Here is a 26,742-nt window from a genome sequence, read left to right on the forward strand (position 1 = left end):
TTCGCTTCCACGATACGGACCCGTGGTCCGCTTTGTAAAACGGAGGAACGATGACCGACCGCAAGCCGCGGGTGGACGCCGCTCGCAACCGGGAGGCCGTCCTCGTCGCCGCCGACACGCTCTTCGCCCGCTGCGAGAGCCCCGAGGCGGTCACCATGGCCGACATCGCGACAGCGGCAGGCGTCGGGAAAGCGACCCTCTTCCGCGGCTTCGGCGACCGCACCGGCCTCATCCACGCGCTGTACGAAGCACGGCTCGCACCGATCAGGCAGGCGACCGAGGAAGGCGCACCGCCCCTGGGGCCCGCCACCCCGCCGCTCCAGCGCGTCCCCGCTCTCCTCGATGCCGTCCTGTGCTTCAAGCTCGACAACCGCCACCTGGCATTGGCGCTGGAGGGAACCGGCCGCGACAGCCCGTACGAGGCGGAGCACTACGAGCTGTGGCACAACACGCTCCGGGCCGCACTGGAGCAGATCCCCGGACTCGACGACGCCGATTTCACCGCGCACGCCCTACTGGCCGCGGTCCGCGCCGACCTGGTCGAACACCTCGTCGGCCAACAGCGCACGACCCGCGAGGGAATGCGCGCCCAGCTGGCCGCCTTCACCGCGAGGGTGCTGGATTCCCCTGCGCCGCTGGACTGAACGCCTCGCGGGGGACCCGGAAGCCGCGAACCAGAGCTGCGCGAAACAGCGCGCTCCGACCCACGGCTCCCCGACCCATGGCTCCCCGACCCATGGCACCCCGAGTCATGGCTCCATGAATGGCCGACCGAACCGTCACGCCACGTCAGGAGGAACTCCCTTGTCCGGACAGGCCCCCGAAACCGTCTCCTCGATCCGGGCACGGATCGAGGAGTGGTACGCCGAGCGCGACGCCGCCCACTTCCTGCTGCCCCCGGCCACCGCAGAGGACATAGCCGCGGTTGAGGCGGAACTGGATGCCTCATTGCCCGAGGCGGTCACGCTGTCGCTCCAGAGACACAACGGATCGAGTGACAGCGGCTGGCTGGCAGGCCAACTGTTCTCCTGCGCCGGGATAATCAGCGAGACGACGGTCTGGCGGGGCCTCCTCGCGGACGGCACGTTCGACGACCTGGCGGACTTCAACGCGAACGACGCGAACGACGCGAACGCCCAGGCGCTCAAGCCGTCCCCGCGCAGCCGAACCCCCGAACCCCGGCACCGAGCGGTGGTCGAACAGGTTGAACGCTGCCGCACTACCTACATGCTCGCCGAGCAGCACCACTACAAGTGCGAGGTCGAGGTCTACGCATCAACGACGCCTCCCTCGCGCTCTGTCGCAGGCTGGGATTCGCCGTGGAGGGACAGCCTCGTCCGCACCAGTTCTTCGCCGGTGGCTACCACGAGGCGGTGCTGCTCCGTATCACCGCCGCCCGGCACTCGGCGGCGCACCAGCGGCCGTCGGTGCGCGACGAAGTGCGTGCCCGGCGCCTTGCAGGCGTACTCAGTAGTGCCACCGGTTCGCGCCGGCTTCGAAGCCGCACGCGATCTTTCGTCCGGCGGCGTCCGTCGTCGTCGCGCCGACATCGGCCTTCCGGCAGAACTGTCCGGCGTGGTAGCAGTTCCCGGCGTTGGACCGGATGCTGCACAGCTGCGTCGTGGCGTTGCTGCCGCCCGCCGACGTACTCCCACCCGAGCTGGCGCCGCCGCTTCCGCTGCTGCCACTGGACGAGGACGAACCGCCACTATTGGACGTACTGCTGGACGAGGAGCGCGGCGGGTGCGCGCATGACTCGTCTGCCTCCACGATTCTGAATGCGAGCTTGGTGGGCGTGCTATCGGTACCGAGGGATGGGCTCTGCGAGCACACCTTCCAGTTGGAGGTGTGCACCACGGAACGCCGAAGCTCGCTCGCATCGGCGTATGACACGGACGTGACGTGGTGTCCGCGAGCGTCTGCCACGGCCTTCCGGAGGTTCCACCCGGCGTAGTCGCTCACCGTCTCCATGACGACAGGCTTCTTCGAGGGGGTCGCGGACGGGGACGTCGAAGCGCTGGCGGGCGGGGACGTCGACACCGTGGCCGAAGGGGCGGCCGAGGCTGTGACGGAAGGTGCAGTCGATGCGCTTGCCGCAGCCGAGGACGTGCCCTGGTCCCCACCGGAGCACGCTGAGATGCTGACGGAGAGGGCCATGAGACCGACCACCAGGGCTCCGTAGGCCCGGCGCGCCTTCCTTCCGTTCTTCATGCCCTGGGCACCGTTGGATATCGAAGATCTCGGAGCATCCCGAAGAGACATGTCGCCCCCTGATTCTTGTTCTCGATCATTGCTGCCGCCCCACGTCTGCATGCTGCGCCGTGGGTGCACGCCGGTCGCTGAGGTGTGAGTCACCCAGAGCGCCGGACGGGTGAGATCTTAAGACTTATGTGGGGATCCTGTGTGCCTGGTCCAGATATTTCGTGATGACGCTTTGGTTTCGCTGGTGCCCTGGGCGCCTGCCCCTGGTGCTCCGGGTGCCGGCTCCGTCGCAGGAGACGGCGCCATGCCGCACGAGCGCCGCCCTTCCGCTCATGCGGGAAGGCGCTCGTAGGTGTCGAGCCGGCGTTGTTCGACCTCGATGAGGTCGCCGGTGGCGGCCGAAGCGCGTTTGGCCGCGTAGCCGCACAGGCGGGTGCCGTAGAGGTCCAGGGCGTCGTCGGGGTCTGTGGCGTAGTGGTCGGCGATCTCCGCCCATCGGTCCCAGCTGTAGAGGCGGGCGTGGCGGCGGTCGTGGTCGGTGCGCTGCGGTTCGCGGAACTCCGTTGCCGTGGCGCGTTGTCGTAGCCATTCCTGCCATGCGGGATTATTGGTGGGCTCAGCGGTGTGCGGGTGGGCAGCCTCGGTCGATAGGGATTCGGACGGTGCGACAGCAGCCCGGTTCCGGAGCTGCGCGGAGATGTACGCGGCGGGCCGCGCGGGGCGCCAGCTGACCCACCAAGAGGTCAGCTCGGCGGCGATGTCGTGGGCAGCGAGGCCCTGGTCGATCAACGGCCGCAGCGAGTAAGCGAGTCGACGCAGCCCCTCGCCTTGGGTCCAAGGGACGTGCGGCCGGACCTGAGCGGCGATCCGGATGTCGGCGGCGACCTGTAGCGGGCTTCTTGGCGTCGAGTGTTCGGGGCGGGAGGTGGTCCGTGCCCTCGCGTGCCTGAGCGGGGTGTCTCTACACTTCTCGTCTGCCTCAGCTACAGATTTGCGGGGGCGGGCAGTGAGAGATTGGGGCTCACGCGACCGACAGCGAGAACCGTCCGCCGCTGAGGTGTGCACGGGCGGCACCGACACCCCGACCACCCGGGCCCCGAACCCCTGACCCTCGATCCGGTTGCCGTGCGCCTGGTCGTAGACGTACGGGATGGCGGCCGCGTAGACCGTTGCCGTACCCGCGTACAGACGTCCGGGAAGTCGCAGATTGCGTCGCGACCCGTGCCGAACCCAGACCAGCGCCCCCAACTCCCGCAGATATCCGACGTGACGCTTGACCGTCGCCCTCGACAGAGCGCAGCGCGCGGCCGTTCCGTCGAGGTCGTACAGGACGGTTCCCGAGATGTAGTCCATCCGCCCGGCCAGGTCCCGCGCGACGCGTAACGTCGCCTGCCCGGTCCTCGGATGGAGCCCGGCCTCCTCGACCAGCCACACCACAGCCCGCAACCACGCCCGGGGCTGCGCATGCCGGGCGCTCGTCGCGTCCGCCTCCTGCAACGGGCCAGGGACGGGCCGCCAATCCGGAACCGGGCATGGCTGAGAGACGCGGCACGGGGCCGCGCCGAGAACACGACGCATCACAGTCCAGGGAATGAAGGGAGGGCAGGCCACGGCAGAAGCGCCGGGCACATGGCGGGACGTACGGCAGACGGGTGGGGCATGGAAGGGTTCAGACACAAAAATGATCCCATGACAGGGTCAAACATGTGGCGAATCAAGAAGATACGACAGGGGCGGAGCTTCTTTCGTCCGCCGACCTCTCGGTATCTTTGCCTCCACGACATGGGTAAAGGGGAGAGATGGACACGCCATCCGAGCGACTGCTTGACACCGGGGGTGTCGCGGAAGCTGCGGGAATTACGGCAGCCACCGTCCGCCTGTACCTCAAGCGCACCCGCAAACGCGTGACCGACGATCTCCGCGTCAGGCCCGCGGACTTCCCACTCCCCGATGACCAGTTCGGCCGCTCTCCCGCCTGGCGGGAGAGCACGATCAGGGCTTGGCTCGCCGTTCGGCCCGGGCGCGGTCGCGCTACTCCGGGCGTGTAGGTGATCCGCAGCGGACTACTGCTCTACCGGCCCCGGACGTTCTTCCCTCCGTGCGCAGCTGCAGTGCGGGATGGAGGGTGAGTATGTGGCGTCGAGTGGCGGTGAAGGGCGCACGCCTTGGCCGGCTGACGTCCGCTTGGGGGTGTTGGCGTGGAGCGGGCGTGCCACATCATCCCGCTGCGATTGCTGAGTCGGTCGGGCGTTTGCAATAGTGGCCGTCTCGTCAGGGCGGCCCGTACCGGTGGGTTCACGCTGCAGTACCGCAGTGAGCGCCTCAACGGCCGCTGCGTTCAAGATTCCGACGTAGACGTACGGCCTGCCGGTGGAAGTCATCACCGGCTGGATGCTGCGGTAGCTGCGTTCGGGGAGGCCCAGTCCCGCAAGAGCCGCCCTTAGACCTTCGCTTGCCGCCAGGGCTGCTGCGTAGCCCTCCCGCCCCCCGGGGCGGGCAACACCGGTCACCGGTTTCCTTGAGGTGCATGAGGGTGCCTGCGAATCATTACGGAAGCGTCGGTAGCGCGCGAGTAGTCTCCCGCACCTCTGGCTGCTCGTCGTTGCTCGGCCAAGTCGGAGCAGACGCTGCAGTTGTCGCACGGTTCCGGTGGTGCAGGCGGGACGGGGAGCTCGAAGGGCTGGGTGATTCCCGGCTTGGGGGTCTTCATGGCGGAAGGATGACTGCCCCTATGGGACGTATCTCCGCCAACTGTAGGGACAGTTGGGCGGGCTGTCGCTATGGTCCAAGAAGGCCCAAACGTCGCAGGGGGAAGTCTTGAATGTCGCTCTACGATCAGCTATGTCGGAAGCCCAGTTGTCGCCTCGCAGGCTCGCGGCTCGTATTGGGGTTGCACCGAAGACTGTAGAGCGATGGCTGGCCGATGCTGAGCTTGTACCCCACGCAAGAAACCGTATTGACGCCTGTCAGGCACTGAAGGTGGATGAACAGATGATCTGGCCGAAGGCTGTGCAGGACCGGGTGAAGTCGGGCCATGACCGGGAGCTCGTTCAGGCCTACCCCTACCGGTCCGCGTGTCCGTCGACCGTTTGGGGTGATTTGGTCGAAGGGGCCGTGGAGCAGATTTACCTGGCCGGATACACGAACTACTTCCTTTGGCTTGAGCAGCCGGCCTTCGTCGAGACCCTTCGCAGGAAGATCGATACGGGTTGCCGCGTCCGGTTCCTGTTGGGGGATCCAGACGATGAGGTGACCCGCCAGCGCGAGATGGTCGAGGATGTCGCTCTGAGTGTTTCCACGCGGGTCCGGATCACCCTTGAGCACTTGGGGCGCCTGGGTGCCGCCAGCCGCGTGGAGGCGCGCTTCAGCAGCCATGAGGACGCTGTCAACCACGTGTCGCTGTCCGTGTTCCGATTCGATCAGCAGGCGCTGGTTACTCCGCACCTTGCGCGACTTGTCGGACACGATTCGCCGTTGCTTCACCTTCGGCGTCAGGGTGACGGCGGGATGTTTGACCGGTTCGCCGAACACGCCGAGGAGCTATGGAGTCGGGGCGTGCCAGTGTCCGCCTAGACTCGCAGGCCGCAAGGGGCCCCGGCCGCTGACCTGGGGCCTACGGAGCCGATGCCGATAGTCGATCTCGTGCTCTGAGACCGGAAGCCGCGGGTTCACTTGAGGCCCTGGCAAGCCTGCTGGGTGCCGCGAGCTCGGTCCTCGTCCGACAGGCGCGCGCACGCCTCTGGGCACGCGCCAACGGCTGTCTCGTAAACGATCGTGGGCGTATCCCTGCCTTCTCTGTCAGCCCCACATGGCATGCTGACCGCGGTCAGCTCAGAGCGGCGAGGGGAGACAGAGGCGATGGGTGCTGCGTATTACCGAGCCGACAGCGAGGACGGGGATCACATTGACGACCCGTCCGAGGACGCGCTGTTCATGCTGATCGACGACCTGAACAACTCGGACAACACCTTCGTCGTCATCCAGCCCGAGGAAGACGTCCCGGATTGGTTCGCCTCCGTCGCGACCCTGGACGAAGGCGGCTACGAAGTCGTCCGCCGCGACACCACCCGCCGCGAGCACGCCATCGCCACAGAGACCAGCGTCGGGCGGATCGCCGCCGACCTCACGATCTGGATGGCCGCCCGCGACTTTGCCGGACGGATCATCCAGAACACCGGCAACGTCTAGAACACGCACTGGTGTTGGACCGCCCGTGGCGTCCGGCGGTGATAGGCCTGGTACCCCTGCCATCTACACCATGGAGTCCGGAGTCCAGAGCCCGTGGCCGCAGGGCTGCGACTGCCCGGCTGCCAGGGCAACCGCAGCTCTCTGTCAGCGCAACTCGCCTATGCACACCGATCCGACGAAGTCCGCCCAAGCCCCTGGGCTTACGTGGAACCGTCCTCCGCTCGGCCACTTGCTGTCGCGCAGGGAGGCGCCGGCCGTGGTGAAGGCCGCTTCAACGCACTCCGTCTCGTTGCCCCCGCTGTGCGACGACTTGAACCAAGCGGACTCCGGAACCTCAGTGTTCGTCCTTCGCATCCTTCAGGTCCTCCTTGGCACGGCCGATCAGCTCCCGGGAAGCTTCGATGTCCAAGGCTTGTGCGCGCAGGTATTCGAATGCAAGTCGGTAGCGTTCCAGTTCCTCGTCCTTCTCCATGAAGACTGATCCGACATGGAGGTCCACGTACACCACGTCAAGCGACGGTTCGGTGCCACCGAGGATGACGAAGCTGCCGAGGGCGGCACAGTGGGCGCCCCGGGAGAACGGCAGAACCTGAAGTGTCACGTTCCCGGAGCCGCTGCTGGTGAGGAGGTGGTCGAGCTGCTCGCGCATGATGGCCGTCGAGCCCATCACCCGGCGGAGGACGGACTCATCGAGGATGGCCCAGAGGTGCGGGGCGTTGGGACGGTCGAGGATCTCCTGGCGGCGCATGCGGATGTCCACCAGACGTTCGATGTCCTCGGGAGACCGGCGCATCTCGTTGGCCTGCTGTAGCGCGGTCGTGTACCTCCGAGTCTGGAGCAGCCCCGGAACGTACACGCAGCAGAAGTGGTCCTCGCGTACCGCCTCGTCTTCGAGGGTGAGCATGAGGTTCATCGTCTCGGGGATGTGATCGGCGAACGAACTCCACCAGCCCTGCTGCTTGGAGTCCTTCGCCAGAGCCACAATCGCCCCGCGCTCGGCATCCTTTGCTCCGTACTCGCGGCACAGCGCGTCAATCACGAGCCACTTGACCGGCCCCTCGGTCGTCTCGTACCGGCTGATGGTGGCTTTGGAAACGCCGACGAGCTGTCCGGCCTCCCTCCAGTGTCATTCCCGCGCGGGCACGCAGCTTGCGCATGGTCGCACCGAGGTGCCGGCGACGGGTGGTGGCCCTGGCTGACATCCCGGTTCTCAGCCCGGCCTCCTGCGATGACGAATGTGGCCGGGGCTGCATCTGCTCGCCGGCATGGCCGTCGACTGGGGCACGTTGCTGACGGCGACGGGCAAGGCTGTCTGGTGCGAGTTGTCAGCCGCTCCGGAGTTGCACTGCCCCAAGGTCCTCAGGGCTGAGGCGGTCCTGAGGGAGTACCGGCGTGATGCCGGAACGCACCCGCAGCTGGAGAGCCGTGCGGGCTACATTCTGGAGGAGTCTGCGACCGGCCTGATCGCCGATCTCCTGCACTGGGCAGCCGCCCGGGGAGGCGATCCAGACGGCCTGCTGGGCAGGGCGCGGATGCACTTCGAGGCGGAGAGCGGGATGGAAGGTGTGGCCGAGGCGGCGTAGAGGCTCCCCGCCCGGGATCATTTCGCGGTCCGCATCGCGGCTGTCAGCATGAAGGTGACGTCCTTGTGCCGGCCGGCGTCGTTCAGTGCTGCAGTGATGTTCAAGACCGCTTGCCTGTCCGCTCGTTCAGCTGCGTTGATCAGTATCGCGTCGGCGGCGTCGTGCAGGTCAGCGGCTCGGCAGGAGCCGACGGCCTGCACGATATCCGCGGCCGAATAGGACGTTCCCGCCTGCCAGAGCAGGAATCCGGCGTCACGTTTCTGGCCGTCGGCAAGGTATCGGGCCACCACCGCGGTTTCTGGCCAGGTGAGCTCTGCCGCGCCTGCGGGGTGCCGGTCCCCCTCCGGCAGGGGGACCGGCACCCTGATGCGTTCCTGAGGCACCGAAATTTCTCGCTGCCGGGCTCGGCGGCGAAGGCGGCGTGCCCGCACCAGGTCGGGATTCGCGACGATGCGGGAAGCCGGCTGCTTCTGTGCGGCCTGGCCGGTCGCATCCGGGTACCCGACAGCGCAGCATTCGCAGTGCTTCTTCTTGGCGTGTGCGCGGAGCCTGAGAAGCTCGTCCAGCGTGTGAGGCAGCGGGACGAGCCCCGCGACATCCTTCTCCACCACTGCGTAGAAGTCCCGCAGGAGCGTTTCCTCAGGGATGCGGCCAGCATTCAGATGGTTCGAGAGAGTGGTCGGCTCCTGATGGGCATCCTTGGCGATCTCCGCCTGCGTTCGCGTGCTGCATTCCCTGACCTCGCGCAACGCTGTCACCAGTGCACGGTGGGCGGCGGTGATGTCAGACGGCAGCTGTTTCCACGGCCTCGGGTTGGGCGTCACGCACGCAGTCCGTTCGGTTGATGGGTCAGACGGTGAGCACCAATTGTGGAGGACTCGGTTGACTTTCGGGAGTGCGTGGATGTTTTCCATAATCCCTCGAAACCTTGCAGAACCTGGCGTGATGGGCCGTCAAGCGATCAGAGTGGTGGTGTCCGCAAGGGGTGCCAGCACCCGGTGCGACATTGCCGTGCACCTGACATATCTGGGGGTTGTGATGACTCTGCCGTCGTGGCGGGATGAAGAGAAGCTCGGGACGATGAAGCGTGCCGCGCTGTGGCTGCTGACTGTGGTGGGGGAGGGCAACGTCTTCACCAAGGAGGACGTAAAGAACGCCTTCCCTGGAATCAGCCAGGCCGATCGCCGGGTTCGCGACCTGCGCGACTATGGCTGGAAGATCGACACGCACCGGGAAGACGCCTTTCTGGGTCAGCACGAGCAGCGGTTCGTCGCGAAGGGGCAGCCCGTCTGGGAGCCGGGCAAGGCCACTAAGGACAGCTCGGCCATCACTGACACGCAGCGGCGGAAGGTCTTGGCCAGCGACGGCAACCGCTGCCGGTCCTGCGGGATCACGCCCGGTCAGTCCTATGCCGGCACGTTCGAGACCGCCCAGATCGACATCGCCCGGCGGAAGGTGAAGCTGCCCAACGGCACTTCAGCGGTGCAGCCGATCGCGGAGTGCAACCGCTGTCGCGTAGGCGGGCGCACCCTGGAAGCCGACCTGGGGGCCGTACTGGAAGGCGTCTCCAAGCTGGGCGGGCTGCAGCGGCAGACGCTCACGGACTGGGTAGCTGGCGACGAGCGCGAGTTCAGCGTCGTGGAACGGCTCTGGGCCGACTTCCGTACGCTGCCGGCGGAGTCCCGGGACAAGGTCCGTGACGCCCTCGGGCTGCCGCCCGCCTGAGACGTGCCCGGAAGCATGGTGGGGCCGCTGTGACCAGCGGCCCCACCATGAGCTGAGATGAACCTTCATTAGCCAGAGGAGAACGAACCGTGATCAAGGATGCCGGGGACTTCGGCCTGCCGCCGCATGCCGCTAAGAACAAGGACGTCGTAGAGAAGCGTCTCAAGGACGTAGCCGCTGGTGGGGGGCTTCAGGAAACCCTGACGATCGAGTGGCGTTCAAAGCCGCAGGTCGTCCAGGTCATCGACATGTCGGTGGACTCGCTCTACTACAACCCGGGGACTCACCGGATCAGGGCCCAGCGCAGTTACGATCCGCAGCTCGACCGCCGGCTCGATGACGATCCCTGGAGCGATGAGAGTCAGGACTATCTTGCGTACCTCCTTCAGGCGGAGCCGTCTGACCCGTCGAAGCGGGACAAGGACTTCGATGCGCTGAAGCAGAGCCTTAGTGACTTCAAGCAGAACGAGCCGGGCCTGATCACCCGCGAGGGCATCCTCGTTAACGGCAACACCAGGGCGGCAGCTCTGCGTGAGCTGGCCGTTCCTGACATCCGGGTGGCTGTTCTTCCGGACTCCTGCACTTGGGCGGACATCAACAGGGTCGAACTCTCCCTTCAGCTGCGCCATGACACCCGGCGGCCGTATTCGTACATCAACAGGCTCCTCACGATTGACGAGCAGGTGGAAGCGGGCCGGCCGCTGAAGGAGGTCGCGCGTGACTTCCGCATCAGGGAGTCCACGGCTGAACAGGACCTCTGGGTGCTCTCCTGCCTCCGGGACCTGAGCGACAGGTCTGCGACTGGCGATGTACAGCTGCGGCTGCTGGACTTCGAGGATGCTCAGGAGAGGCTTCGCGAGGTTCACCGCGCATACGCCAAGGAGTCGAAGGCTGACGCCCAGAAGGCCGAACTCCTCAAGGAGAACCGTCTTGCCGCCATCGTGATGAACTTCTCCAAGACTGACGTCCGGCTCATCGAAGCGGACTTCCGAGGCCGCTACCTGGAGCAACGGCTGCCGGACGAGTTGAAGCCGGCGGCCCCTGCCGCAGCCCCAGCGCGTGTGATCCCCGGAATCAACCGCACGGTCAAGGCGGATGTGCCCCAGGTGGCCGCGGCTCGCGCCTTCACCGACTCGGTGCTTCGCGCGAAGGCGGTGGTCCGCGCGAAGGAGAAGGTTCCCTCAGCCCAGCTGGATGAGGCCACCACCGTTTTCGAGGTGGCGCACAGGGCCGTCGAGGACGCCCTTGAGCCCGCCGGCAAGGATGCCCGCGTGCGCAAGCGCAAGCAGGCCGCCCCCGACCGGCTCAACGATGCCTGCCAGGACATCGAACAGTGCATCACCGACATGGTGCTGGCGAGTGCTTCCCGGAGCTTGGACGAGGAGGCCCTGGACGAGGCTGTTCTCAGGCTGAAGGCCACCCTGAAGAAGCTGGCTCAGGCGACTGCGCAGACCATTGAAGTGCCCGGCGAGGGCGTCGAGTGGCTGCGGGACGCTGTCCGGCAGGAACAGTCGTGACCATGACGCCTGCGGAATCGTCCCTGCATATCGGCTTCGACGTCACGCGGACGAAGGCGGTGCTGCGTGCCAGCGAGCAGCACCGCAGTGATCTGACCCGGATCGCAGCCAGATTTCCCGGGGGCGGTCTGCGTGGCCGTCTCACCCTGGAGCTGGAACTCGATGACTTCCTGGTAGGCATCGACGTCCTTGCCGACTGGCCGTACCCCGAGTCCGTTGTCTGGACAGATGAGCTGAGTGCCCTGGTAGGGCAGGTACTTGACGATGCTGATCGGGTTGAACAGCAGCTTCAGACACCCGTCCCCGACACGGCGTGGGACGACAGCGCTGTGGAAGCGGCGCTGGGTCTGACGTGGCGTGCTGACCTCACCGAGTTCCAGCAGCGGGACATTGCACGGCTCCTGTCACTGCAGCACGGCGCCAACTTCAGCGTTCCTGGCGCCGGGAAAACCCGGGTCGGACTGGCGGTGTACGCGGCCATGCGCGAACGCGGCGAGGTCCGCCGAATGCTGGTCGTGAGCCCGAAATCGGCGTACGAGTCATGGCTCACGGAGAGCGAGCTGTGCTTCAAGGAGCCTCCACTCACCACCGTCATGGGGAAGAACCCAGACCACAGGGCCGAGATTCTGATCGTCAACTATGAGCGTCTCGACCGGTCGCTGGCGTCGTTGGCATCCTGGCTGCGGGGCGCGCCTTCCATGATCATTCTCGATGAGGCGCATCGCATGAAGCTCGGAGCTCAGGGGACGTACGGAAGCGCGTGCATGGCGCTCGGACCGCTTACCCGCCGACGTCTGATTCTCACGGGGACTCCGGCTCCGAACGGGGCGCGGGACCTGGAGAACCTGCTGTCATTTGTGTGGCCTGGCCATGGGCGGAGAGTGGTGACACAGGCTGTCGCTGGTGGCAGCCTCGCGCACGCGAGTTCGGTACTGCGGCCGCTGTTCACGCGGACGACGAAGAACGAGCTGGGGCTGCCCCCCTTTGAGACACGTATCCGGCGCTTGCAGATGCCGGAACTGCACCGAGAGGTGTACGACGCCCTCGTAGGACGGTTCACATCAAGGGCAGAGGCATCCCGTGCCGACTTCGATGCCCTGGGCAAGGCGATGCTTCGCCTTCTCATGGCAGCTACCAGCCCGGCACTGCTCATCGAAGGCGGCAGCCGCTATGAGCCGCTGACCTATCAAGTGCCGCCGCTTGAAGTACCGCAGAACGAGTCGCTGTACTCGTTGATGCGGAACCTGCCGGCGCATGAACTGTCCCCCAAGTACAAGGAAGCCCTCAACATCGTTGCGAAGAATGCCGCAATGGGCAGGAAGACTCTGGTCTGGACGACGTTCGTGCGCAGCATCACGACAATGGAGAACCTGTTCGCCGCGTACCAGCCCGCCGTCGTGCACGGTGGCACGCCTGACCGGGAGGAGCAGATCAGACGCTTCCGAGAAGATCCTGACTGCCACGTTCTCCTCTCCAACCCTGCCACCCTCGGCGAAGGCATCAGCCTGCACCACGTCTGCCATGACGCCGTATACGTTGACCGCGACTTCATGGCAGGACGATTCCTCCAGAGCCTGGACCGTATTCACCGGCTCGGTCTCGCACCCGATACCCAGACGCGCGTCACCGTGCTTGCGGTTGAGGGCACGATTGATGAGGTGGTGGCAATGAGACTGGAGGAGAAGCTCGAATTCATGGGACAGATCCTGGACGATCCCTCAGTACAGCAGCTCGCTGACCTGGAGGATGAGCCGTCGGGCGCCGCCGGCATGGATATGGCGGACATCCGCGCGCTGCTGAACCATGCCAATGCCGTCGCTGCCCACTGAGGCGACGCGTCGTGCGGCGCTTCGCTGGCTGAGCGAGTTACGGGTCGCTGGTGTGCCCCGGGTGCGGGTGCTCTTCACGCACCATCCGGGGTACGCGGACCTCACTCCGGCCCAGTATGCGGAGGGCCTTGCCTGGCTCAGACGGATGGGCATGGTGACCGTGACGGGACGGCCTGTGGTGGAGATAGGTGAGAGCGAGTTGATGGATACGGGGCCGGCCACGGTGCCTCGCGTGCAGTGGAACCGGGCCGCCGAGGAAGCGAGGGCGGCCATCGGAGCGGCCGGCGAGCAGGCGCTGCTCCGGCTTCTGTGGGAGGGCGGGGTACCGCACGTCAGGCATGTGGCCGCGGAGTCTGACGCCTACGGCTACGACATAGCGGCCGCTCGGTCCATCGCTGAGCGGGCCCACATCGAGGTCAAGTCCACTACTGACCCGACGCGTCTGGTGATCCACCTGACGCGGCATGAGTACGAAGTCATGACGGCTGATGCTGAATGGTGCCTGGCCGCTGTTCTTGTCAGCGGCGATGGGAACGCGCTGAACGTCGCCACGATAGATCGCGAGTGGCTCGGTTCAGCGGTTCCAGCTGACCGGACAAATTACGGGCGCTGGGAGTCGTCCCGACTTGAGGTCCCGCCTTACGCCATCACACCAGGGCTGGCTACGGAGACGTGGCAGCTGCTGCCAGACGGGCTGTTGCCACTCAGTCCTGTCTGGGCGTTCCAGCTGTCACCGTTGGTGTCTGCCTGAGCCAAGTAGCCAAACCCGGCGACTCGAGGCTGCGACGCAGACGCCTTCCGGCGATCAGGCATGACTCGTTCCCGTCACTGCGGCTCAGAGATCACACGATGGCTGCCCACGAGTGCTCTTGTGCAAGGCCACTTGACGGCGACAAGGGAACATCGCCCCGGCCGCCGGTCAGGAGAGAAGGGCCTGGTCGAGGTAGTCCTGCACTGCCTCGAACAGCCCGTACGGCACGTACTCCGGAATCTCCTCATGGGCGACCCAGGCCAGTTCGGCGAGTTCCTCGGTGTCCGCGACGTGGGCGGTGCCGCCCAGGACGTCGCAAGCGGTGTATGACATCAGCCGTCCGGTTTTCGGGTGCACACGTTCGCCGAGCACCCGCACCGCCGCTACGGTCAGTCCCGTCTCCTCCCCGGTCTCCCGTACAGCGGCGCCCTCACGGGTCTCGCCGGGCTCAACCTCTCCGGCCGGGAACTGCCAGGAGAGCTGTCCTTCGCTGACCCGGCGACGCACCATCAGCACGCGCCCCTCGTTCACGACGATGGCGGCGGCGATGCCCGGACGCTCGTCCGTGTTCTGCTGCGTCACGTCTGCTCCTCCAGGGCGGCCAGGATGGGTAGGAAGATCGTATCGACGGGGATGAAGCGGGGCACCGAGTTTCTGGGGACCCACATGACGTCGATGTTCTCGGCCGCGTCGCTGTTCGTGGCCTCGCCGGCCAGGTACTCGCACAGGAAGTATTCGCACAACACGCCGGTCGCGGGGTGAAGCCGGCTCCCGAGGTGCTGACGCACCGCACAGTGGACTCCCGTCTCATCCAAGGTCTCCCGCACGGTGGTGAGCTCTGCCTTGCTTCCCGGCTTGATGACCCCGGCAGGGAACTGCCACGTGATTCCAGCGGCGTCGTCGCCACGTCGGCACACCAGAAGGACATCGCTGTCGCGGATGACCACCGCGATAGCCACCCGCAGCGCCTGGACGCCTGGGGGCATCGAGTCCACTGGGGCCTGTTCTTTCGCCAGCAGGAGCGCGAAGCGCTGTCGCGCAGCCGGAGCGGCCTGCTCATGGGCCGTGTCGAGGAGTTGCTGCATCTCGCGGCGGGGGACGACGGACGCGTCTGCGTGCCAGGCCGCTACCGTCCGCACAGCGATGCCCAGGTGCGCGGCGAACTGCTCGTTGCCGAGTCGCAGGGCGGACTGCAACAGGCAGGCATACCGGCCGCTCCAGCGCTCGATTACGTCCATAAGGCTGCCCCTCGTTGCTGTACCGGTGCAGGGTTTCGCGCGCCGGAAGTGCACTCCCACTGCACTGGCACTTCATGGTCGCGCGCGAGAGGCCTTGGAAGAATGGGAGTCACCCGGGCAAGGAAACACCCGCCGGAGTTCCAGTCTTTGGGAGGCGCAGGAGATGCGCGAAAGCGTCAGACGACCACGGGGAGATTCTAGGTGGCTGCCCCAAGCGGATAGCGGAGACAGAAAAGGTGGCTGAATCAGATCTCTTGGACGGCTGATCTTCACGCTGGCCAGCGTTCACCCGCCCGGGGCATTGCCCGCATGCCTGAACCGCCCCGCCGGCGCCGGTAACCTCATCGGATGACGGCTGATCGCGCGTCATGTTCACTTGCTGGCAAGGCGGAAGGGATTCAATGCCCGAGGTTCAGGCACACACTGTCGAGCGCACGCTCGTCCTGCTCAAGCCCGACGCGCTGGCGCGGGGCCTGGCAGGAAGAGTCATTACGCGGTTCGAGGATGCCGCGCTGAAGATCGTCGGCACGAAGATGAAGTGGATGGACGAGGAGTTCACCCGGCAGCACTATTCCGACCTTGAAGAGCGGCTGGGTTCGGAGGTCTACAACGTCACGTCGACCTTCATGCAGCAGGGGCCAGTTATCGCCCTGGTGCTGGAAGGCTTCGACGCGATTGCCACCGTCCGCAAGATCGTCGGCAGCACGTATCCGAATCAGGCTCCGGCCGGCACGGTGCGAGGCGATCTCTCGCACTACAGCGCCGCAGCCAGCATCGCCTCGGGCAAGGCGGTCGCCAACCTCGTGCACGCCTCCGGCAACGCGGAGGAGGCCAAGCAGGAGGTAGAGCTGTGGTTCGACAAGGACGAACTGCAGGACTACAAGACGCTGGCCGAGATCTACACGTATTAGCAGCGGGTCACGGCGTCACCGCAGGAACGCTGAGGCGTTGATCACCACTGGGGCACGACCGTTTGATCCGAGAGGGCACCATGACCAACCAGACCCGCCTGGCCTCCACCGACGAGCTGGAGTCGATCTACCAGCGTGAGCTGGCGACCGACCCGTGGGCGGCCACCGAGACCGCGTACGCCCTGGCAGTGCGCCACCGAGACCTGGGCGACTGGCCCGCGTCGCAGGAGTGGGCCCAGCAGTGCCTGCGTCTGCTGGAGGGCTTCCCCAGTGAGACGGAGGAGCAGGTGGCCACCGGCCGCGCGTCGGTGGGAGGTGTCCAGCTGCCGACCTACCTGCACTCGGGAGTTGTCGAGAGGCGCTTCGGCACGCTCGGCTGACACCCACAGATCCACTGGGGTGATGCGGCAGGCCACCCGCATCGGCCGCATCACCCCTGCTTGACCACCAGTCCCATAGCGATCACCCCACCGGACAGGCCCCCTCGCGGCAGGGTCCGGCTAGCTTCGCCATGCCTGAAATGAGGAGGCAACAGCCCCGTGGCCGTCGAGATCGAGATGCGCGCCCGCTTCAGCGAAGAGGCCCACGACCAGCTCGTCACCCGACTGCGGGAGGACGGGGAGGACCTGGGTCCCGACGACAAGCACATCTACTTCTACGTGCTCCCAGACCAGCTCCTGAAGGTCACCGACAACACCGCTGCCGGCACCGCGAAGATCACCCTCAAGGGAAGCAGGATCGGGCGTGGGGCGGCCTTCGTGGAGACCGAGTTCGCCATCGATCCCGCTGACGTCTCCGCCGCGGTGAAGGTGTTCAACGCCCTCGGGTTCGAGACGGCGATGCACGAGGCGTTCAACTTCCGTCACAACTTCCGCTTCGACGATGTCGAGATCGCGGTCAAGTGGAGCGAGGCGTGGGGCTACCACGCCGAGTTCGAGGTCCTGTTGGAGGACGGCGCCTCGGACGCAGCCCGTGCCGAGGCAGAGGCCAGGATCAAGGACGTCGCCACGGCGCTCGGCGTGACCTTGATGACGGAGCAGGAGCTGGCCGACTTCACCGCAGCCTTCGAGGCCGCCGAGAGGGAGCGCAAGGAGCGCGAGCAGCAGGCCGCGCCGATCCGGTAGAGAACATCACTGCGGAGACCACCAAGGGGGTGGCACGAATGAGCACGACCCCGTTGACCGCAAGTCTGACCGACCTGGCTGCCCGGAGGCAGCTCCCCCTCCACCAGCACATGGACCACGCCACCATCGCATGGATCAGCGACCACAGGCCTGACCTTCCGCCCCCGGCCACGCCGGTCTTGCGCCCGCAGTCGAAGGAACTGCTCGCACACGGCGGACTGCCCACCCGGTGGTGGGCTGACCCTCGCCTGTACACGTCGCTCCACGGCGTCCGGCACGCCATGAGGACGGCGGCGCTCGCCGCAGTCCTCGCCGAGGCGAACGGCCTCGACGACGCCGACGCCGCTACGGCGGTCCTCGCCGCCGCCGTACACGACTGTCAGCGGCGCCACGACAAGGACGACCGCGGGCATGGCGCCCGCGCGGCCATCTGGCTCGCCTCGAACGCTGACGCCGCCTGGAGCCACTTCGGCCTCACAGCCGCACCACGGCGAATCGTGCAAGCGTCTACCGCCGTTCGCCTGCATGACATCCCGTACGAGGCGTTTACCTCAGACGACAAGACCGACCACAGCCGGGCCGAGCGCATTACCGACGTGGTCAAGGCCGCCGATGCCCTGGACCGCTACCGTCTGCCGAAGCTGAAGTGGTGGCCGGACGCGCGCTACGTGCGCGAGCCCGCTTTCGACCAGTTGCGCGGCCTCGCCTTCGACCTTGTCCTGGTCTCGGAGCGGGCCTGCCTCGCCGGGGTCGGCGGTGCCGAATCCGTACGCCACGCGCTCGCTGAGAAGGGCCTGGTCTGACCGTGGACTTCCTGGACGCCTACCACCTGTGGGCCGATGCCCACGCCTTCTTCGACTCCGCCCTCATCCCCGGCCCCGCCGCCCACACCGGCCCCCTCGCCACCCAGGCCGCTGGCTGGGACAGACGGCTCGCCGAGGAGACCCCGAACGGCCACCTGCTTCGACGGAACGCCCTCTTCGAGGTGCTGAGCGGCAGCGGCAAGCTGCACCTGCTGCACGTCACCCACGCCCTGGAGGAGATCAGCCGGCAGGGAGTGCTCTACCCGTCGGGCGGCTGCCTCGTCGGAAGCATCTACTGTGCACCACTCACCGTGGCCGACCGGGGCTTCCGCATGCACAACCTCGGCGCCTACGTCCTGACCAAGGAAGCGCCAGCCTTCCTGGCGAAGCTCGGCGTCACCGATCGCATTCCCACCCCGCTGATCTTCGAGATCGACACCCCGCAGCAGGCTTACCGCGGGCTCGCCGGAGTGGACTACCTGCGGCTGGGCCTCATCCACCTGCAGATCTACAGCCACCTCGAATACCTCCTGAGCAAGAACGAACGGCACCAGCTGCGCGAGACCGTTGTCAGCCGGGTCAAGAACTCGACCGCGTTCCTCGCCACCGCTGCCGCCGTCGCCTACCAGGGCACCCAAGTCGACGCCGAGCCGTTCCTCAAACTGCTCGACGAGACGATCCCCCGCCTGCCGATCCTCGGCTACCTGTACTTCGAAGCCGTCGCCGAGTACCTGATGCTCCACTCGGCTTCCCACCACACCCGGCGCCTGGCCGAACTCGGCGAGCTGAACAACTGGCTGTACAAGAAGATGCTGTTCGCCTCCTTCCCCGCCATGGCCGGCAAGTTCGACCTCGCAAGGTTCCGCCCCCGCCCGAAGCAGCTGGCCGCGCTCATCCACCGAGTCGACCCGGCCATCGACACCAGCCACGCGAACGCCTACCTGGTTGAGCGGATCAGCTACCTCGTCGCCGCCCGCCTCTTCGCAGCTGGTGATGCCCCCGAAGCCTGGCACCACACGCGCTGGGAGTTCGACGCCCTGGCCAACCAGCTCGGACCGCTCCTGGGCCACCTCATCCACCGGGAGCTGCGCACCTTCGGCCGTTACCCCGACTTCTACTTCTACTTCGACCAGTACAAGGCGCTGCAAGCCTGGAACTACTGGAACCACATGGACATCGTCGCCCCGTTCAACGGCACGATGCCCAAGGGCGAGATCGGCATCAACCCGGCCTATCCCAACCTCGACTACCGCGTCTGGCGCGCAGAGCAGGACGATACCGGCCACCTCTATCCGGCCGAAGAGCTCTCACTGGCCATCTCCCCGCGGCTGGTGGACATCAAGTACACCCTGATGCGCAACAACCAGTGGACGGCCCCCGCGCCCAGCGTCGCCTGATCATCCCGCCGTGATCCGCGGCCCGTCCCACCCCTAACGACCTCACACCCAGGAGACCCCGTGATGAGTCCCTCCGGCATGCCCTCCGTCGACCACCTAGGCGAGCAGATCAACGCCGTCCTCGCCGACCCCGCCACCACCCACGGCCTCGCCCGCACCCTCCGGGCCGCCGCCAAAGAGATCGACCTCCATCGCTACCACCGCGCCAGCCGGCGCACCTGGCTCAACGGCCGGATCGACGACAAGCCGGCCAAGGTCCAGATCGGCGGCGGAGCCCACCGGATCGACGGTTTCTTCAACATCGACCTCGTCCCACCGGCCGACCTCCTCTGGGACGTCCGCGAGGGCATTCCCCTCCAGGACGACAGCACCGACGTGATCTTCTCCGAGCACTTCCTGGAGCACATCGACTACCCCCGCTCGGTCAAGTCCTACGTCCGCGAGGCCCACCGCGTCCTCGCGACGGGCGGCCAGATCATCACAGGCGTTCCCGACGCCGCGTTCGCCCTCAATCAGTACCCCGGCCCCTTGGACACCACAGACGAGACGATCGAGCGCTGGTACGCCAAGCGCGACTGCCGCGGCGACATCAACACGCGACTCGACCTCGTCAATCTCGTCTTCCGCGACCAGGACGACGACCCCACATACACCCCGCACCTGTGGGCCTATGACCGCGAGAAGCTCGTCCACCTCTTCACCGAGGCCGGCTTCACCACCGTCGAGCCCTGGCCGGTCGACCCCGCCATGGCCAGCCCGAAGCGCCGCTGGGGCAGCGTCTACGTCGTCGCCGCCAAGTGACCCCGCAAGCAGCCCGCGAGTCCGGGACGGCCCCAGACTGGCACTGCGTGTTTCGACGCGCCGCAAGAGTGGGTGGGGATCGGCCTAATTTAGCGCGCGTGTTCGAATATACTGGCGGCTGTGTCTCTGCAGGCTCCGACGTGCCGGCCAGGCTCCGGTATGCGAGCCAGGGTCGGAGCCTTGCCAGGCGACCAGTGCCCGCAGCCCGGTAGGCTCTGCGCGTATCGCCTATCAACTTTGGACCCGAAGGCTTGCTCGCGAGGCTTGGGCGCCCGGCTGGCGTCCACCTCGATGCGACACCTGTTTTGCGGTCAATCAAACATACGAAGAGGAGAGCGGAGCCGATGGGCCTCCAGGCACACCAGGAGGATCCGATGGGTCCCAGCGACGACGTGCTGACCTCAATTGAGATCTGCGCTGGGGCCGGAGGGCAGGCCATCGGTCTCCATGAGGCCGGTTTCAAGCACCTGGCGCTTGTGGAGATTGACTCGTATGCCGCGGAGACTCTTCGGGGAAACATTGAGATCCTGAAGGAGTGGAGTTGGGAAAGGAAATACTGCGACGTCATTTCTGGTGACGTTAACGATTTCTCGCCGATTCCTCCCGAGGGGGGCCGTGAGTCCGACGTAAAGAAGGCGCTGAAATACCTCGGCAAACCGCTGGCAAAGGGCGACCTCAGCCTTCTCGCTGGCGGCGTTCCGTGCCCTCCCTTCTCGCATGCTGGAAAGCAGCTGGGGAAGGATGACGAGCGCGACCTCTTCCCGCGGATTCTTGAACTAGCTGAAGAGCTTCACCCAAAAGCGGTGATGATTGAAAACGTTCGCGGAATTAGAGACACGAAATTTGAAGAGTATCGTACTTACATTGAGGCACGTCTTCAGGGGGGATGGGCCAAGCATCCCGTCACGGGCATCGAAGAAGACTTTGAGGGACTCGGCTACGAAGTCTGTGAGTGGGAGGTGCTTGAGGCTAGTGATTTTGGCGTGCCGCAGTTGCGCCCAAGGGCAGTCCTTGTAGCCATCCGCAGGGATGTGCTGGGTGACCTTAAGTTTGTGTGGCCCACCGCTACGGGAAGCCCTAACAGCGTCTTCCGCGCGCTTGAGAAGTCCATGAACGCCAGGTATGCGCCATATCTGAAAATGAGTGGAGATGTGGCCCGCCTGGCGGAAGAACGCCTTGGCAGGTGGAAGGAGAAGGCGCGAAAGGCCGAGAGTAAAAAAGACTTCGGCGTTGCGCCCACCCTGGTTGGCGGTTCGAAGAAGCACGGCGGTGCCGACCTCGGGCCGAGTCGTGCGAAGGCTGCCTGGGCTCTGCTGGGCGTCTCGGGGGTTGGTGTTGCCAACTCGCACGAAGAAAGCATGAAGAAGAAGAGTCAGGACAGGGACCTGTTTCGCGACACCGGCCCCATGCTTACCGTTGAGCAAGCCGCGATCATTCAGGGCTTCCCAGATAACTGGAAATTCTCTGGGGGAAAGACCGCACAGTATCGGCAGGTCGGAAACGCGTTCCCGCCCCCCGTCGCAGCCGCAGTGGGCAAGGCGATCGCGGACGTGCTGCGCGCGGCCCATGAGCGTGACCGCCGCCAGCCTGGGCCCGCAGGCGTTCTACCCGGGCAGGTGACGCCGGCGCTCACGGACAGCGTCGACGATCGTGAGAGCGCACGAGCCTGAGTCCTGGTGTTCCCAGAAGCGCAGGACCAGCCAGCCAGCCTCAGTGAGGTGCTTGTCAGTGTCGCGGTCCCTGGCCACGTTCCGAGCCACTTTGTCTGACCAGTAGCCTGAGTTGGTCTTGGGCGCGACATAGTGCTCGGGGCAGCCGTGCCAGTAGCAGCCATCGATGAATACGGCTACCTTCGCCGGACGGAAGACCAGGTCAGCCGTCCGGCGAAGGTCCGGCAGCGGCCTGGCGGCGACACGGTACCGAAGGCCATTCGCGTGCACGAGCCGACGGATGAGCCGCTCCGGCTGTGTGTCACGGCTGCGAATTGCCTGCATGTTCCTTCTGCGTGCCGCAGACGAGGCCCACGAGCCGTCTGGCGGGGTCCAGTCTGCGGGATCAGACACCGAGGTCACTCCAGAATCGTCGTCACGGGACTTCAACAGTGGCTTCACCGAGGCGGGACGAGTCGACTGCGCGGAAGCGAACGTAGGGTACCGACTTCCCTGTCGCGCTGGTTGCCGGGATGAATGCTGCTGCCAGTACCACCCTGGCCGGATCGATACTGCCGCCAGTCACGAGACCTGCGGCAGTGCCGAGATCATGGTCTGCCACCGGGTAGAGGAGCACAGCTCCCCGGCGGGGCTGATGCAGCTGAGACGCGAAGGGGTCATCATCGCTGACCGGGTGGAGGCCCGCGATCCGCTCGGCGGACTGGCGGTGCGACACACCGGAGATGCGGTTGAAGACGCCCCGGGCGTTCCGCTTGCGCTGTACAAGCGTGACGGGCTGGGACCCGAGGATGCTGGCTTCCACGCTCGTCGGACCGGACGTCTGGGGAAGAATCAGTGTCCAGTCGTCGGTTGCGCAGCCAGCGTCGCTGGCGTCCTTGAGATAGGCCAGGTGGGGAGCGATGAGGTCTGGTCGGCCCCAGGAAAGACTTGTCATGATGCCCAGCAGCTGACTGTGGCTGAGGATCGCTGTCTTGGCCGGATAGCGGGTATAGCTGCCGCGGTCGTCATTGGAGACCGTGACGAAAACAGAGATGTCCTGCCCCAGGGACTCGAGGGCCGGCCGCCAGATTTCGGCGTTGTGCCGCAGCTCCTCCGCCCCCGTCGGGTATGCCGTCGGTTCCACCCACTGTCCCGGCGACCGGATCTCCACCAGCTCCGCGTTGAACATCTTGTTGCGGGCCGAGGGCCTGATCCAGGACAGGTGCTGGGAGACCAGCGGGGGGATCTGGGCCGGAGTGACCTGGGGTTTGCCGTCCACCAGGGTCGCGTAGCGGGTGAGTTGGGCGCGGAACGTTTCTTCGTCGCGGCAGATGGCCTCGAAGGCCTCGTACAGGTCGACCGTCTTCGACTTGCCCATCGGTTCCTCGCGGCCGATGTAGAGGCGTACCAGGTCCTGGTAGCCGGGGCGGAAGCCGAACCAGCGGCCCATCTGCATCAGAGTGTCGGCCTGCTGGGTGGTGCGGCGGTAGTACGTCACCGTGAGGCCCTCGACCGTGAAGCCGCGGGAGAGCTTGGTGCCGCCGACCAGGATCTTCCACACGTGGGGGGTGCGGTCGAAGTCCAGGTCGGGCTGGGCGTAGTCGCGTTCGGTGTCGCCGTTGATCACGAGCACGGGTGTGCCGCCGGAGTTGATGAGCTGACGGGCCCGCGAGACGTACGGTCTGAGGTCGTCGTACGACGCCGGGGTGGGCAGGTCGTCATCGGCGAAGTGCTGGAAGTCGGAGGCCAGGAGGGCGGCCAGGCGGTCGTGGCCCTCCTGGCCGGTGTAGGCGGCGCGGTGCCACATGGAGTTGATACGGAGGGCGAGGGCCGCGTGCTCGGCCATCCGCACCGACTCGTGGACGAGCATCGTGTGGTGGCGGAACGGGCCGTCGTCCACGCCGCGGTCCGCCCGGTACAGCTTGAGCGCGCCGGTGAGGATGAAGGCGTCCAGGGCCTCCTGGAGGCGGTCGCCCGTGTCGTCGTAGATGCCTCGGACGTGGGTCTCCTCCGCCGTGCCTTCCGTTTCGAGGTCGTGGAAGTCCTGGACGCCCATGTAGCCGGCCGGGCGGGGCAGCGAGACGAGGAAATCGCGCGGGAAGATGTCCTCCCCGTCGCCCGGGTCGACGAAGACGTTGGCGAAGGGCGTCGCCGTGTAGCCGACGTACTGGGCGCGCGGGAGCAGGCCGAGCAACTGGGAGATCTGGCTGTTGATGGCCGTACGGGTCACCTTGCCGTCCTCCCACTTCTTCGGGTCCGTGGTGTTGACCGAGGCCTGGTCGGACTCGTCGTCGATGATCAGCGCGGGGATCTCGGAGAGGATCGGCCCGATCCTCTTCAGGTCCTTGATCAGCTTGTCCAGCACGGACTTGTTCTTCTTCACGACCATGACGCGGGCTGCCGCGTGGTGCAGGTTGGCCGGGGCGTACAGAGGCTGGGTCCGGGCCTGCTTCTCGATATCGAGGGCCCGGATGCCGTTCAGCAGGCTCTTGTAGTCGTCGTCGCGGGTGGTCAGGCGCTCGATGTCGAACGCGCCCCGGGCGGAGGGGCGGCCGCCGTGGCTGACGAATTTCTCCGGCCAGTCCTCGTCGTCCTGGTAGTCGATGCCGACCAGGGCGTCGGGGTCGGCCGGGTCGGCGCCGCGCAGGATGTTCTCCCGGCCGATCAGCTCCATGTCCAGACGGCGCTGCGTCTGGCTGCGGAGCAGGTTCAGGGTGCCGCCGAGCACGATGACCAGGCGGTACCCGGCATCGATGGCCTTGGCCGTGACACCCGTGAAGTTCGCGGTCTTGCCCGACTGGACGTATCCGACGACGAGGCCACGGGAACCGTAGGCCTCGGTCCTGGTGGGGTCGGAGAGCCGCTCGACCACGGCATGGCTTGCTTCGTCGAGGCCGGCCACCGCCGCGTCGGACCAGCCTTTTCTGCGCAGGAGCTGCTCGTAGGAGTTCCAGTAGAAGGAGCGGGCGGCTGCGACGTCGCGCGAGTACCAGGAGGCGAACTCCTTGCTGATGACCGCCGGGCCGGGCTCCTTGAACACCGGGACTGCCCCGTCGAGCGCCTTGCGCAGGTCGGGGCCGAAGCCCAGCCGGTCGTACGCGTCCGCACGGCGGGCGTCGGTACGGGCCGGAGCCGGCGACCAGTCGGCCTGCTCCGCGAGGTCCCAGGCGGTCAGGGCGCGGTGCCAGAGCGCGATGAGTCCGTCGCCCGGATCGGCGGCGACGACCCGGTCCCGGAAGTGGCCGAGCGCGGTGTCGGCCGGCTCCTCGGCCTCGGAGAGGACGAAGGCGAGCTTGGCGAAGGGCTTAGGGCCACGTCGCATCGCCGCCAGCACATCGCCGTGCAGGGTGAACAGGTGGTCGGTCATGACGTGCGGATTCCTCCGGTCGGGGCGGGCGCTGCGGGGCGGTGGCTCAGCGCGCGAGTTCGCAGCGCGCCGCCGTCACCAGGACGCTGTTCCACAGCGCCACATTGTCGGTGTGGACGGCCCGGACCCGCTCCTTCTGGAAGATCTCGTTGACCATGAGGTAGAGCATGCTCTTGACCATCGGGGCGTCGTTCAGTCCACCTCGGCGGCCGCCGTTCAGTACCTGCCGGTACTCCTTGTTGAGCCTCACTTCCCGCTGCTCACGGTCGAGTTCGAAGAAGACGTCCGACGGCAGGGTGTCCCAGCGGAAGGCGATCGGGTCCTCGCCCTCCAGCTCCGGCAGTTCATCGCGCAGGGTGCGCCGCAGCTTGGGGTCCAGGCCTTTGCCGGCCGGCAGGACGGCCTTGCGCTGCGGTTCGGTGGCACGCTTGGCTGCCTCCCGGTACGTGACTGCCGCCTCCTGCACGTATGCGCCGAAGGCGTGGCCCGTACCGTCCACCGCCTGTTCCAGGCCGCGTGCGAACGCGGGCGTGACGGTGACGCCGTCCTTCTTCACCGTGAGGCTGAAGACGTCGTTCGGCTCGGGCGGCAGATCCACGGCGATCCGGGCGAGGGCGAGGTGTCCCTCCGGGCTGCGGGTGCTGTTCCAGCCGCCCGCCTGGACGAGCCGGTCGTTGCGGTAGATGTAGAAACCCTGGCGTTCGGCGAGCGGGCCGATGCCCCGGTAGCTGACCAGGGGCGATTTCGGGGGCCAGATGTGGGCGGCGAGCGCGACCTCGCCGACGCCCTCGACCGGTGCGCTATAGGTACGTGGGAAGCCGGCCCGGCCGGGTACCCGGTAGCCGAACGGGTCGATCGGTTCGACGCCCCGGTGGTCCAGCTCCTCCGTGGTCCGTACGTCCTCGACGACGATGTCTATGTTGAAGTCCTCGCGGGCGAGGAACCGGTGGAGATAGAGCCCGAGATGGGTCTCCAGCTTCTCGATCGCGTCGTTGAGGTAGCGGTCCGCCTGGCCCTGCGTGATGGTGTCGAACGCGCGGACCCGGTCCCAGCGGACGATCGTGCCGTGCCACTCGATCAGGCCGTCGTAACGGTCGACGAGTTCCTGGCAGTAGCCGGGATCCACGATGTCGCAGCTGAAGTCCACCTGGGCGCGGGCCGTCAGCCAGCGACGGCCGGTGGACGGACTGCGCTTGGTGCGGCTGATCACGGTCAGCGAATCGGCGTGCGAGAGGGACGCGGCCTTGAGACCGGCACCGAAGTGGCCGAGGGCGGAATCGTCGTAGCCTTCGCGGCCGCCGACCGTCATCGCCGTGTCCAGGGCGTCGTCGCCCATGCCATGGCCGTCGTCGATGACGAGGAGGCTGACGAGACGGTCGTCGTCACGCAGGAAGCTGACAACGACGTTACGAGCCCCCGCGTCGATGGAGTTGTCGACCAGGTCGGCGATGGCCGCCTCGAAGCCGTACCCCTGATGTGTCAGCGACTCGACATACCGGGCGGCGGGCGGGAGCTGCTTGGTACCGGTGGTCGGGACCTCGAACTGCCAGCCGGCAGAGTGCTGATAAGGCGGCATGAAGGTTTCCTCCCGCGCACAGAGCTGAGACCTGCGTGGGGAGGTGTGGCCCTGGAGATGAATATTCTGAATGTGATGGTA

General features: G+C 66.4%; 25 protein-coding genes and 1 pseudogene. 17 read left to right on the forward strand and 9 right to left on the reverse strand.

What is annotated here, in order from left to right; all coding sequences use genetic code 11:
• The first annotated feature begins 50 nt into the window (after positions 1–50).
• Together ACZ6S6_RS12020 and ACZ6S6_RS12025 are read left to right on the forward strand one after the other, a co-directional pair.
• Positions 51–644, forward strand: a complete 594-nt coding sequence (locus ACZ6S6_RS12020; protein WP_469705233.1) for a TetR/AcrR family transcriptional regulator — start codon at positions 51–53, stop codon at positions 642–644.
• Between the two features lie 160 nt (positions 645–804).
• A complete protein-coding gene (locus ACZ6S6_RS12025; protein WP_469705235.1) occupies positions 805–1,755 on the forward strand; it encodes an SMI1/KNR4 family protein in 951 nt (316 codons plus the stop codon).
• Between the two features lie 777 nt (positions 1,756–2,532).
• On the opposite strand, the gene ACZ6S6_RS12030 is transcribed toward ACZ6S6_RS12025, so the two are convergent.
• Positions 2,533–3,639, reverse strand: coding sequence for a hypothetical protein (locus tag ACZ6S6_RS12030; protein WP_469705237.1), 1,107 nt, complete (start codon positions 3,637–3,639; stop codon positions 2,533–2,535).
• A 1,404-nt stretch (positions 3,640–5,043) separates the two neighbouring features.
• On the opposite strand from ACZ6S6_RS12030, the gene ACZ6S6_RS12035 reads away from it, so the two are divergent.
• The 3 genes from ACZ6S6_RS12035 (at position 5,044) to ACZ6S6_RS12045 (ending at position 6,390) form a co-directional block, all read left to right on the forward strand.
• Positions 5,044–5,775: a DUF5919 domain-containing protein gene (locus ACZ6S6_RS12035; RefSeq protein WP_362957817.1), complete on the forward strand. Its 732-nt coding sequence runs from the start codon at positions 5,044–5,046 to the stop codon at positions 5,773–5,775.
• 119 nt (positions 5,776–5,894) lie between these two features.
• A complete protein-coding gene (locus ACZ6S6_RS12040) occupies positions 5,895–6,110 on the forward strand; it encodes an Lsr2 family DNA-binding protein (protein ID WP_469705601.1) in 216 nt (71 codons plus the stop codon).
• Positions 6,016–6,390, forward strand: coding sequence for a hypothetical protein (locus ACZ6S6_RS12045; protein ID WP_469705239.1), 375 nt, complete (start codon positions 6,016–6,018; stop codon positions 6,388–6,390). Before ACZ6S6_RS12040 ends, ACZ6S6_RS12045 begins: the two co-directional genes overlap by 95 nt.
• 144 nt (positions 6,391–6,534) lie before the next feature.
• Here ACZ6S6_RS12045 and ACZ6S6_RS12050 read toward each other — a convergent pair whose 3' ends face one another.
• Positions 6,535–6,744: a DUF397 domain-containing protein gene (locus ACZ6S6_RS12050; RefSeq protein WP_469705241.1), complete on the reverse strand. Its 210-nt coding sequence runs from the start codon at positions 6,742–6,744 to the stop codon at positions 6,535–6,537.
• A pseudogene (locus tag ACZ6S6_RS12055) lies at positions 6,725–7,592 on the reverse strand (helix-turn-helix domain-containing protein). Before ACZ6S6_RS12055 ends, ACZ6S6_RS12050 begins: the two are co-directional and overlap by 20 nt.
• Positions 7,593–7,655: 63 nt before the next feature.
• Here ACZ6S6_RS12055 and ACZ6S6_RS12060 point away from each other — a divergent pair.
• Entirely contained in the window at positions 7,656–7,973 is a 318-nt protein-coding gene (locus ACZ6S6_RS12060; RefSeq protein ID WP_469705243.1) for a hypothetical protein, read from the forward strand.
• Positions 7,974–7,990: 17 nt separating this feature from the next.
• Here ACZ6S6_RS12060 and ACZ6S6_RS12065 read toward each other — a convergent pair whose 3' ends face one another.
• Complete coding sequence (locus tag ACZ6S6_RS12065; protein WP_469705245.1) at positions 7,991–8,797, reverse strand: hypothetical protein; 807 nt, start codon at positions 8,795–8,797, stop codon at positions 7,991–7,993.
• A gap of 214 nt (positions 8,798–9,011) precedes the next feature.
• On the opposite strand from ACZ6S6_RS12065, the gene ACZ6S6_RS12070 reads away from it, so the two are divergent.
• The 4 genes from ACZ6S6_RS12070 (at position 9,012) to ACZ6S6_RS12085 (ending at position 13,795) form a co-directional block, all read left to right on the forward strand.
• A complete protein-coding gene (locus ACZ6S6_RS12070) occupies positions 9,012–9,698 on the forward strand; it encodes a hypothetical protein (RefSeq protein WP_469705248.1) in 687 nt (228 codons plus the stop codon).
• An 89-nt stretch (positions 9,699–9,787) separates the two neighbouring features.
• Complete coding sequence (locus ACZ6S6_RS12075; protein WP_469705250.1) at positions 9,788–11,215, forward strand: ParB N-terminal domain-containing protein; 1,428 nt, start codon at positions 9,788–9,790, stop codon at positions 11,213–11,215.
• A gap of 2 nt (positions 11,216–11,217) precedes the next feature.
• The gene (locus tag ACZ6S6_RS12080; protein WP_469705603.1) at positions 11,218–13,044 is read left to right on the forward strand and encodes a DEAD/DEAH box helicase; all 1,827 of its coding nucleotides are present in this window, start codon (positions 11,218–11,220) and stop codon (positions 13,042–13,044) included.
• A 151-nt stretch (positions 13,045–13,195) separates the two neighbouring features.
• Complete coding sequence (locus tag ACZ6S6_RS12085) at positions 13,196–13,795, forward strand: protein NO VEIN domain-containing protein (protein ID WP_469705252.1); 600 nt, start codon at positions 13,196–13,198, stop codon at positions 13,793–13,795.
• Between the two features lie 168 nt (positions 13,796–13,963).
• Here ACZ6S6_RS12085 and ACZ6S6_RS12090 read toward each other — a convergent pair whose 3' ends face one another.
• Together ACZ6S6_RS12090 and ACZ6S6_RS12095 are read right to left on the reverse strand one after the other, a co-directional pair.
• Complete coding sequence (locus tag ACZ6S6_RS12090; RefSeq protein ID WP_469705254.1) at positions 13,964–14,377, reverse strand: NUDIX hydrolase; 414 nt, start codon at positions 14,375–14,377, stop codon at positions 13,964–13,966.
• Entirely contained in the window at positions 14,374–15,033 is a 660-nt protein-coding gene (locus ACZ6S6_RS12095; RefSeq protein ID WP_469705256.1) for an NUDIX hydrolase, read from the reverse strand. The genes ACZ6S6_RS12090 and ACZ6S6_RS12095 overlap by 4 nt, the downstream gene beginning before the upstream one ends.
• 401 nt (positions 15,034–15,434) lie before the next feature.
• Here ACZ6S6_RS12095 and ACZ6S6_RS12100 point away from each other — a divergent pair, with 401 nt between their 5' ends.
• The 7 genes from ACZ6S6_RS12100 to ACZ6S6_RS12130 all read left to right on the forward strand — a co-directional run bounded on the left by ACZ6S6_RS12100 (position 15,435) and on the right by ACZ6S6_RS12130 (position 21,739).
• Entirely contained in the window at positions 15,435–15,944 is a 510-nt protein-coding gene (locus tag ACZ6S6_RS12100; RefSeq protein ID WP_469705258.1) for a nucleoside-diphosphate kinase, read from the forward strand.
• A gap of 80 nt (positions 15,945–16,024) precedes the next feature.
• A complete protein-coding gene (locus ACZ6S6_RS12105) occupies positions 16,025–16,324 on the forward strand; it encodes a hypothetical protein (RefSeq protein WP_469705260.1) in 300 nt (99 codons plus the stop codon).
• A gap of 159 nt (positions 16,325–16,483) precedes the next feature.
• A complete protein-coding gene (locus tag ACZ6S6_RS12110) occupies positions 16,484–17,068 on the forward strand; it encodes a hypothetical protein (protein ID WP_469705262.1) in 585 nt (194 codons plus the stop codon).
• Positions 17,069–17,106: 38 nt separating this feature from the next.
• Entirely contained in the window at positions 17,107–17,871 is a 765-nt protein-coding gene (locus ACZ6S6_RS12115) for a hypothetical protein (protein ID WP_469705264.1), read from the forward strand.
• 2 nt (positions 17,872–17,873) lie between these two features.
• Complete coding sequence (locus ACZ6S6_RS12120) at positions 17,874–19,268, forward strand: hypothetical protein (RefSeq protein ID WP_469705266.1); 1,395 nt, start codon at positions 17,874–17,876, stop codon at positions 19,266–19,268.
• A 63-nt stretch (positions 19,269–19,331) separates the two neighbouring features.
• The gene (locus ACZ6S6_RS12125; RefSeq protein WP_469705268.1) at positions 19,332–20,069 is read left to right on the forward strand and encodes a class I SAM-dependent methyltransferase; all 738 of its coding nucleotides are present in this window, start codon (positions 19,332–19,334) and stop codon (positions 20,067–20,069) included.
• A gap of 374 nt (positions 20,070–20,443) precedes the next feature.
• Positions 20,444–21,739: a DNA cytosine methyltransferase gene (locus ACZ6S6_RS12130; RefSeq protein WP_469705605.1), complete on the forward strand. Its 1,296-nt coding sequence runs from the start codon at positions 20,444–20,446 to the stop codon at positions 21,737–21,739.
• Here the strand turns inward: ACZ6S6_RS12130 and ACZ6S6_RS12135 are convergent.
• From ACZ6S6_RS12135 to ACZ6S6_RS12145, 3 genes are read right to left on the reverse strand one after another with little or no spacing between them, the layout of a single operon-like run.
• Positions 21,674–22,141, reverse strand: coding sequence for a very short patch repair endonuclease (locus tag ACZ6S6_RS12135; RefSeq protein WP_469705270.1), 468 nt, complete (start codon positions 22,139–22,141; stop codon positions 21,674–21,676). The two genes, ACZ6S6_RS12130 and ACZ6S6_RS12135, sit on opposite strands and share 66 nt — an antisense overlap.
• Before the next feature lie 13 nt (positions 22,142–22,154).
• On the reverse strand, positions 22,155–25,085 hold the full coding sequence (locus tag ACZ6S6_RS12140; protein ID WP_469705273.1) for a Z1 domain-containing protein: 2,931 nt from the start codon (positions 25,083–25,085) through the stop codon (positions 22,155–22,157).
• Between the two features lie 46 nt (positions 25,086–25,131).
• Positions 25,132–26,661, reverse strand: a complete 1,530-nt coding sequence (locus ACZ6S6_RS12145) for an ATP-binding protein (RefSeq protein ID WP_469705275.1) — start codon at positions 26,659–26,661, stop codon at positions 25,132–25,134.
• Between the last annotated feature and the right edge of the window lie 81 nt (positions 26,662–26,742).

Source organism: Streptomyces sp. NPDC048671 (genome assembly GCF_055587045.1).

Bases quoted from the DNA above. Each gene is read 5' to 3' on its own strand.
- ACZ6S6_RS12105 (WP_469705260.1), top strand. From the start codon at position 16,025: ATGACCAACCAGACCCGCCTGGCCTCCACCGACGAGCTGGAGTCGATC.
- ACZ6S6_RS12115 (WP_469705264.1), top strand. From the start codon at position 17,107: ATGAGCACGACCCCGTTGACCGCAAGTCTGACCGACCTGGCTGCCCGG.
- ACZ6S6_RS12095 (WP_469705256.1), bottom strand. From the start codon at position 15,033: ATGGACGTAATCGAGCGCTGGAGCGGCCGGTATGCCTGCCTGTTGCAG.
- ACZ6S6_RS12125 (WP_469705268.1), top strand. From the start codon at position 19,332: ATGAGTCCCTCCGGCATGCCCTCCGTCGACCACCTAGGCGAGCAGATC.
- ACZ6S6_RS12020 (WP_469705233.1), top strand. From the start codon at position 51: ATGACCGACCGCAAGCCGCGGGTGGACGCCGCTCGCAACCGGGAGGCC.
- ACZ6S6_RS12100 (WP_469705258.1), top strand. From the start codon at position 15,435: ATGCCCGAGGTTCAGGCACACACTGTCGAGCGCACGCTCGTCCTGCTC.
- ACZ6S6_RS12050 (WP_469705241.1), bottom strand. From the start codon at position 6,744: ATGCGAAGGACGAACACTGAGGTTCCGGAGTCCGCTTGGTTCAAGTCG.
- ACZ6S6_RS12070 (WP_469705248.1), top strand. From the start codon at position 9,012: ATGACTCTGCCGTCGTGGCGGGATGAAGAGAAGCTCGGGACGATGAAG.
- ACZ6S6_RS12130 (WP_469705605.1), top strand. From the start codon at position 20,444: ATGGGTCCCAGCGACGACGTGCTGACCTCAATTGAGATCTGCGCTGGG.
- ACZ6S6_RS12080 (WP_469705603.1), top strand. From the start codon at position 11,218: ATGACGCCTGCGGAATCGTCCCTGCATATCGGCTTCGACGTCACGCGG.
- ACZ6S6_RS12085 (WP_469705252.1), top strand. From the start codon at position 13,196: ATGGTGACCGTGACGGGACGGCCTGTGGTGGAGATAGGTGAGAGCGAG.
- ACZ6S6_RS12035 (WP_362957817.1), top strand. From the start codon at position 5,044: ATGTCGGAAGCCCAGTTGTCGCCTCGCAGGCTCGCGGCTCGTATTGGG.
- ACZ6S6_RS12045 (WP_469705239.1), top strand. From the start codon at position 6,016: ATGCTGACCGCGGTCAGCTCAGAGCGGCGAGGGGAGACAGAGGCGATG.
- ACZ6S6_RS12145 (WP_469705275.1), bottom strand. From the start codon at position 26,661: ATGCCGCCTTATCAGCACTCTGCCGGCTGGCAGTTCGAGGTCCCGACC.
- ACZ6S6_RS12060 (WP_469705243.1), top strand. From the start codon at position 7,656: ATGGCCGTCGACTGGGGCACGTTGCTGACGGCGACGGGCAAGGCTGTC.
- ACZ6S6_RS12140 (WP_469705273.1), bottom strand. From the start codon at position 25,085: ATGACCGACCACCTGTTCACCCTGCACGGCGATGTGCTGGCGGCGATG.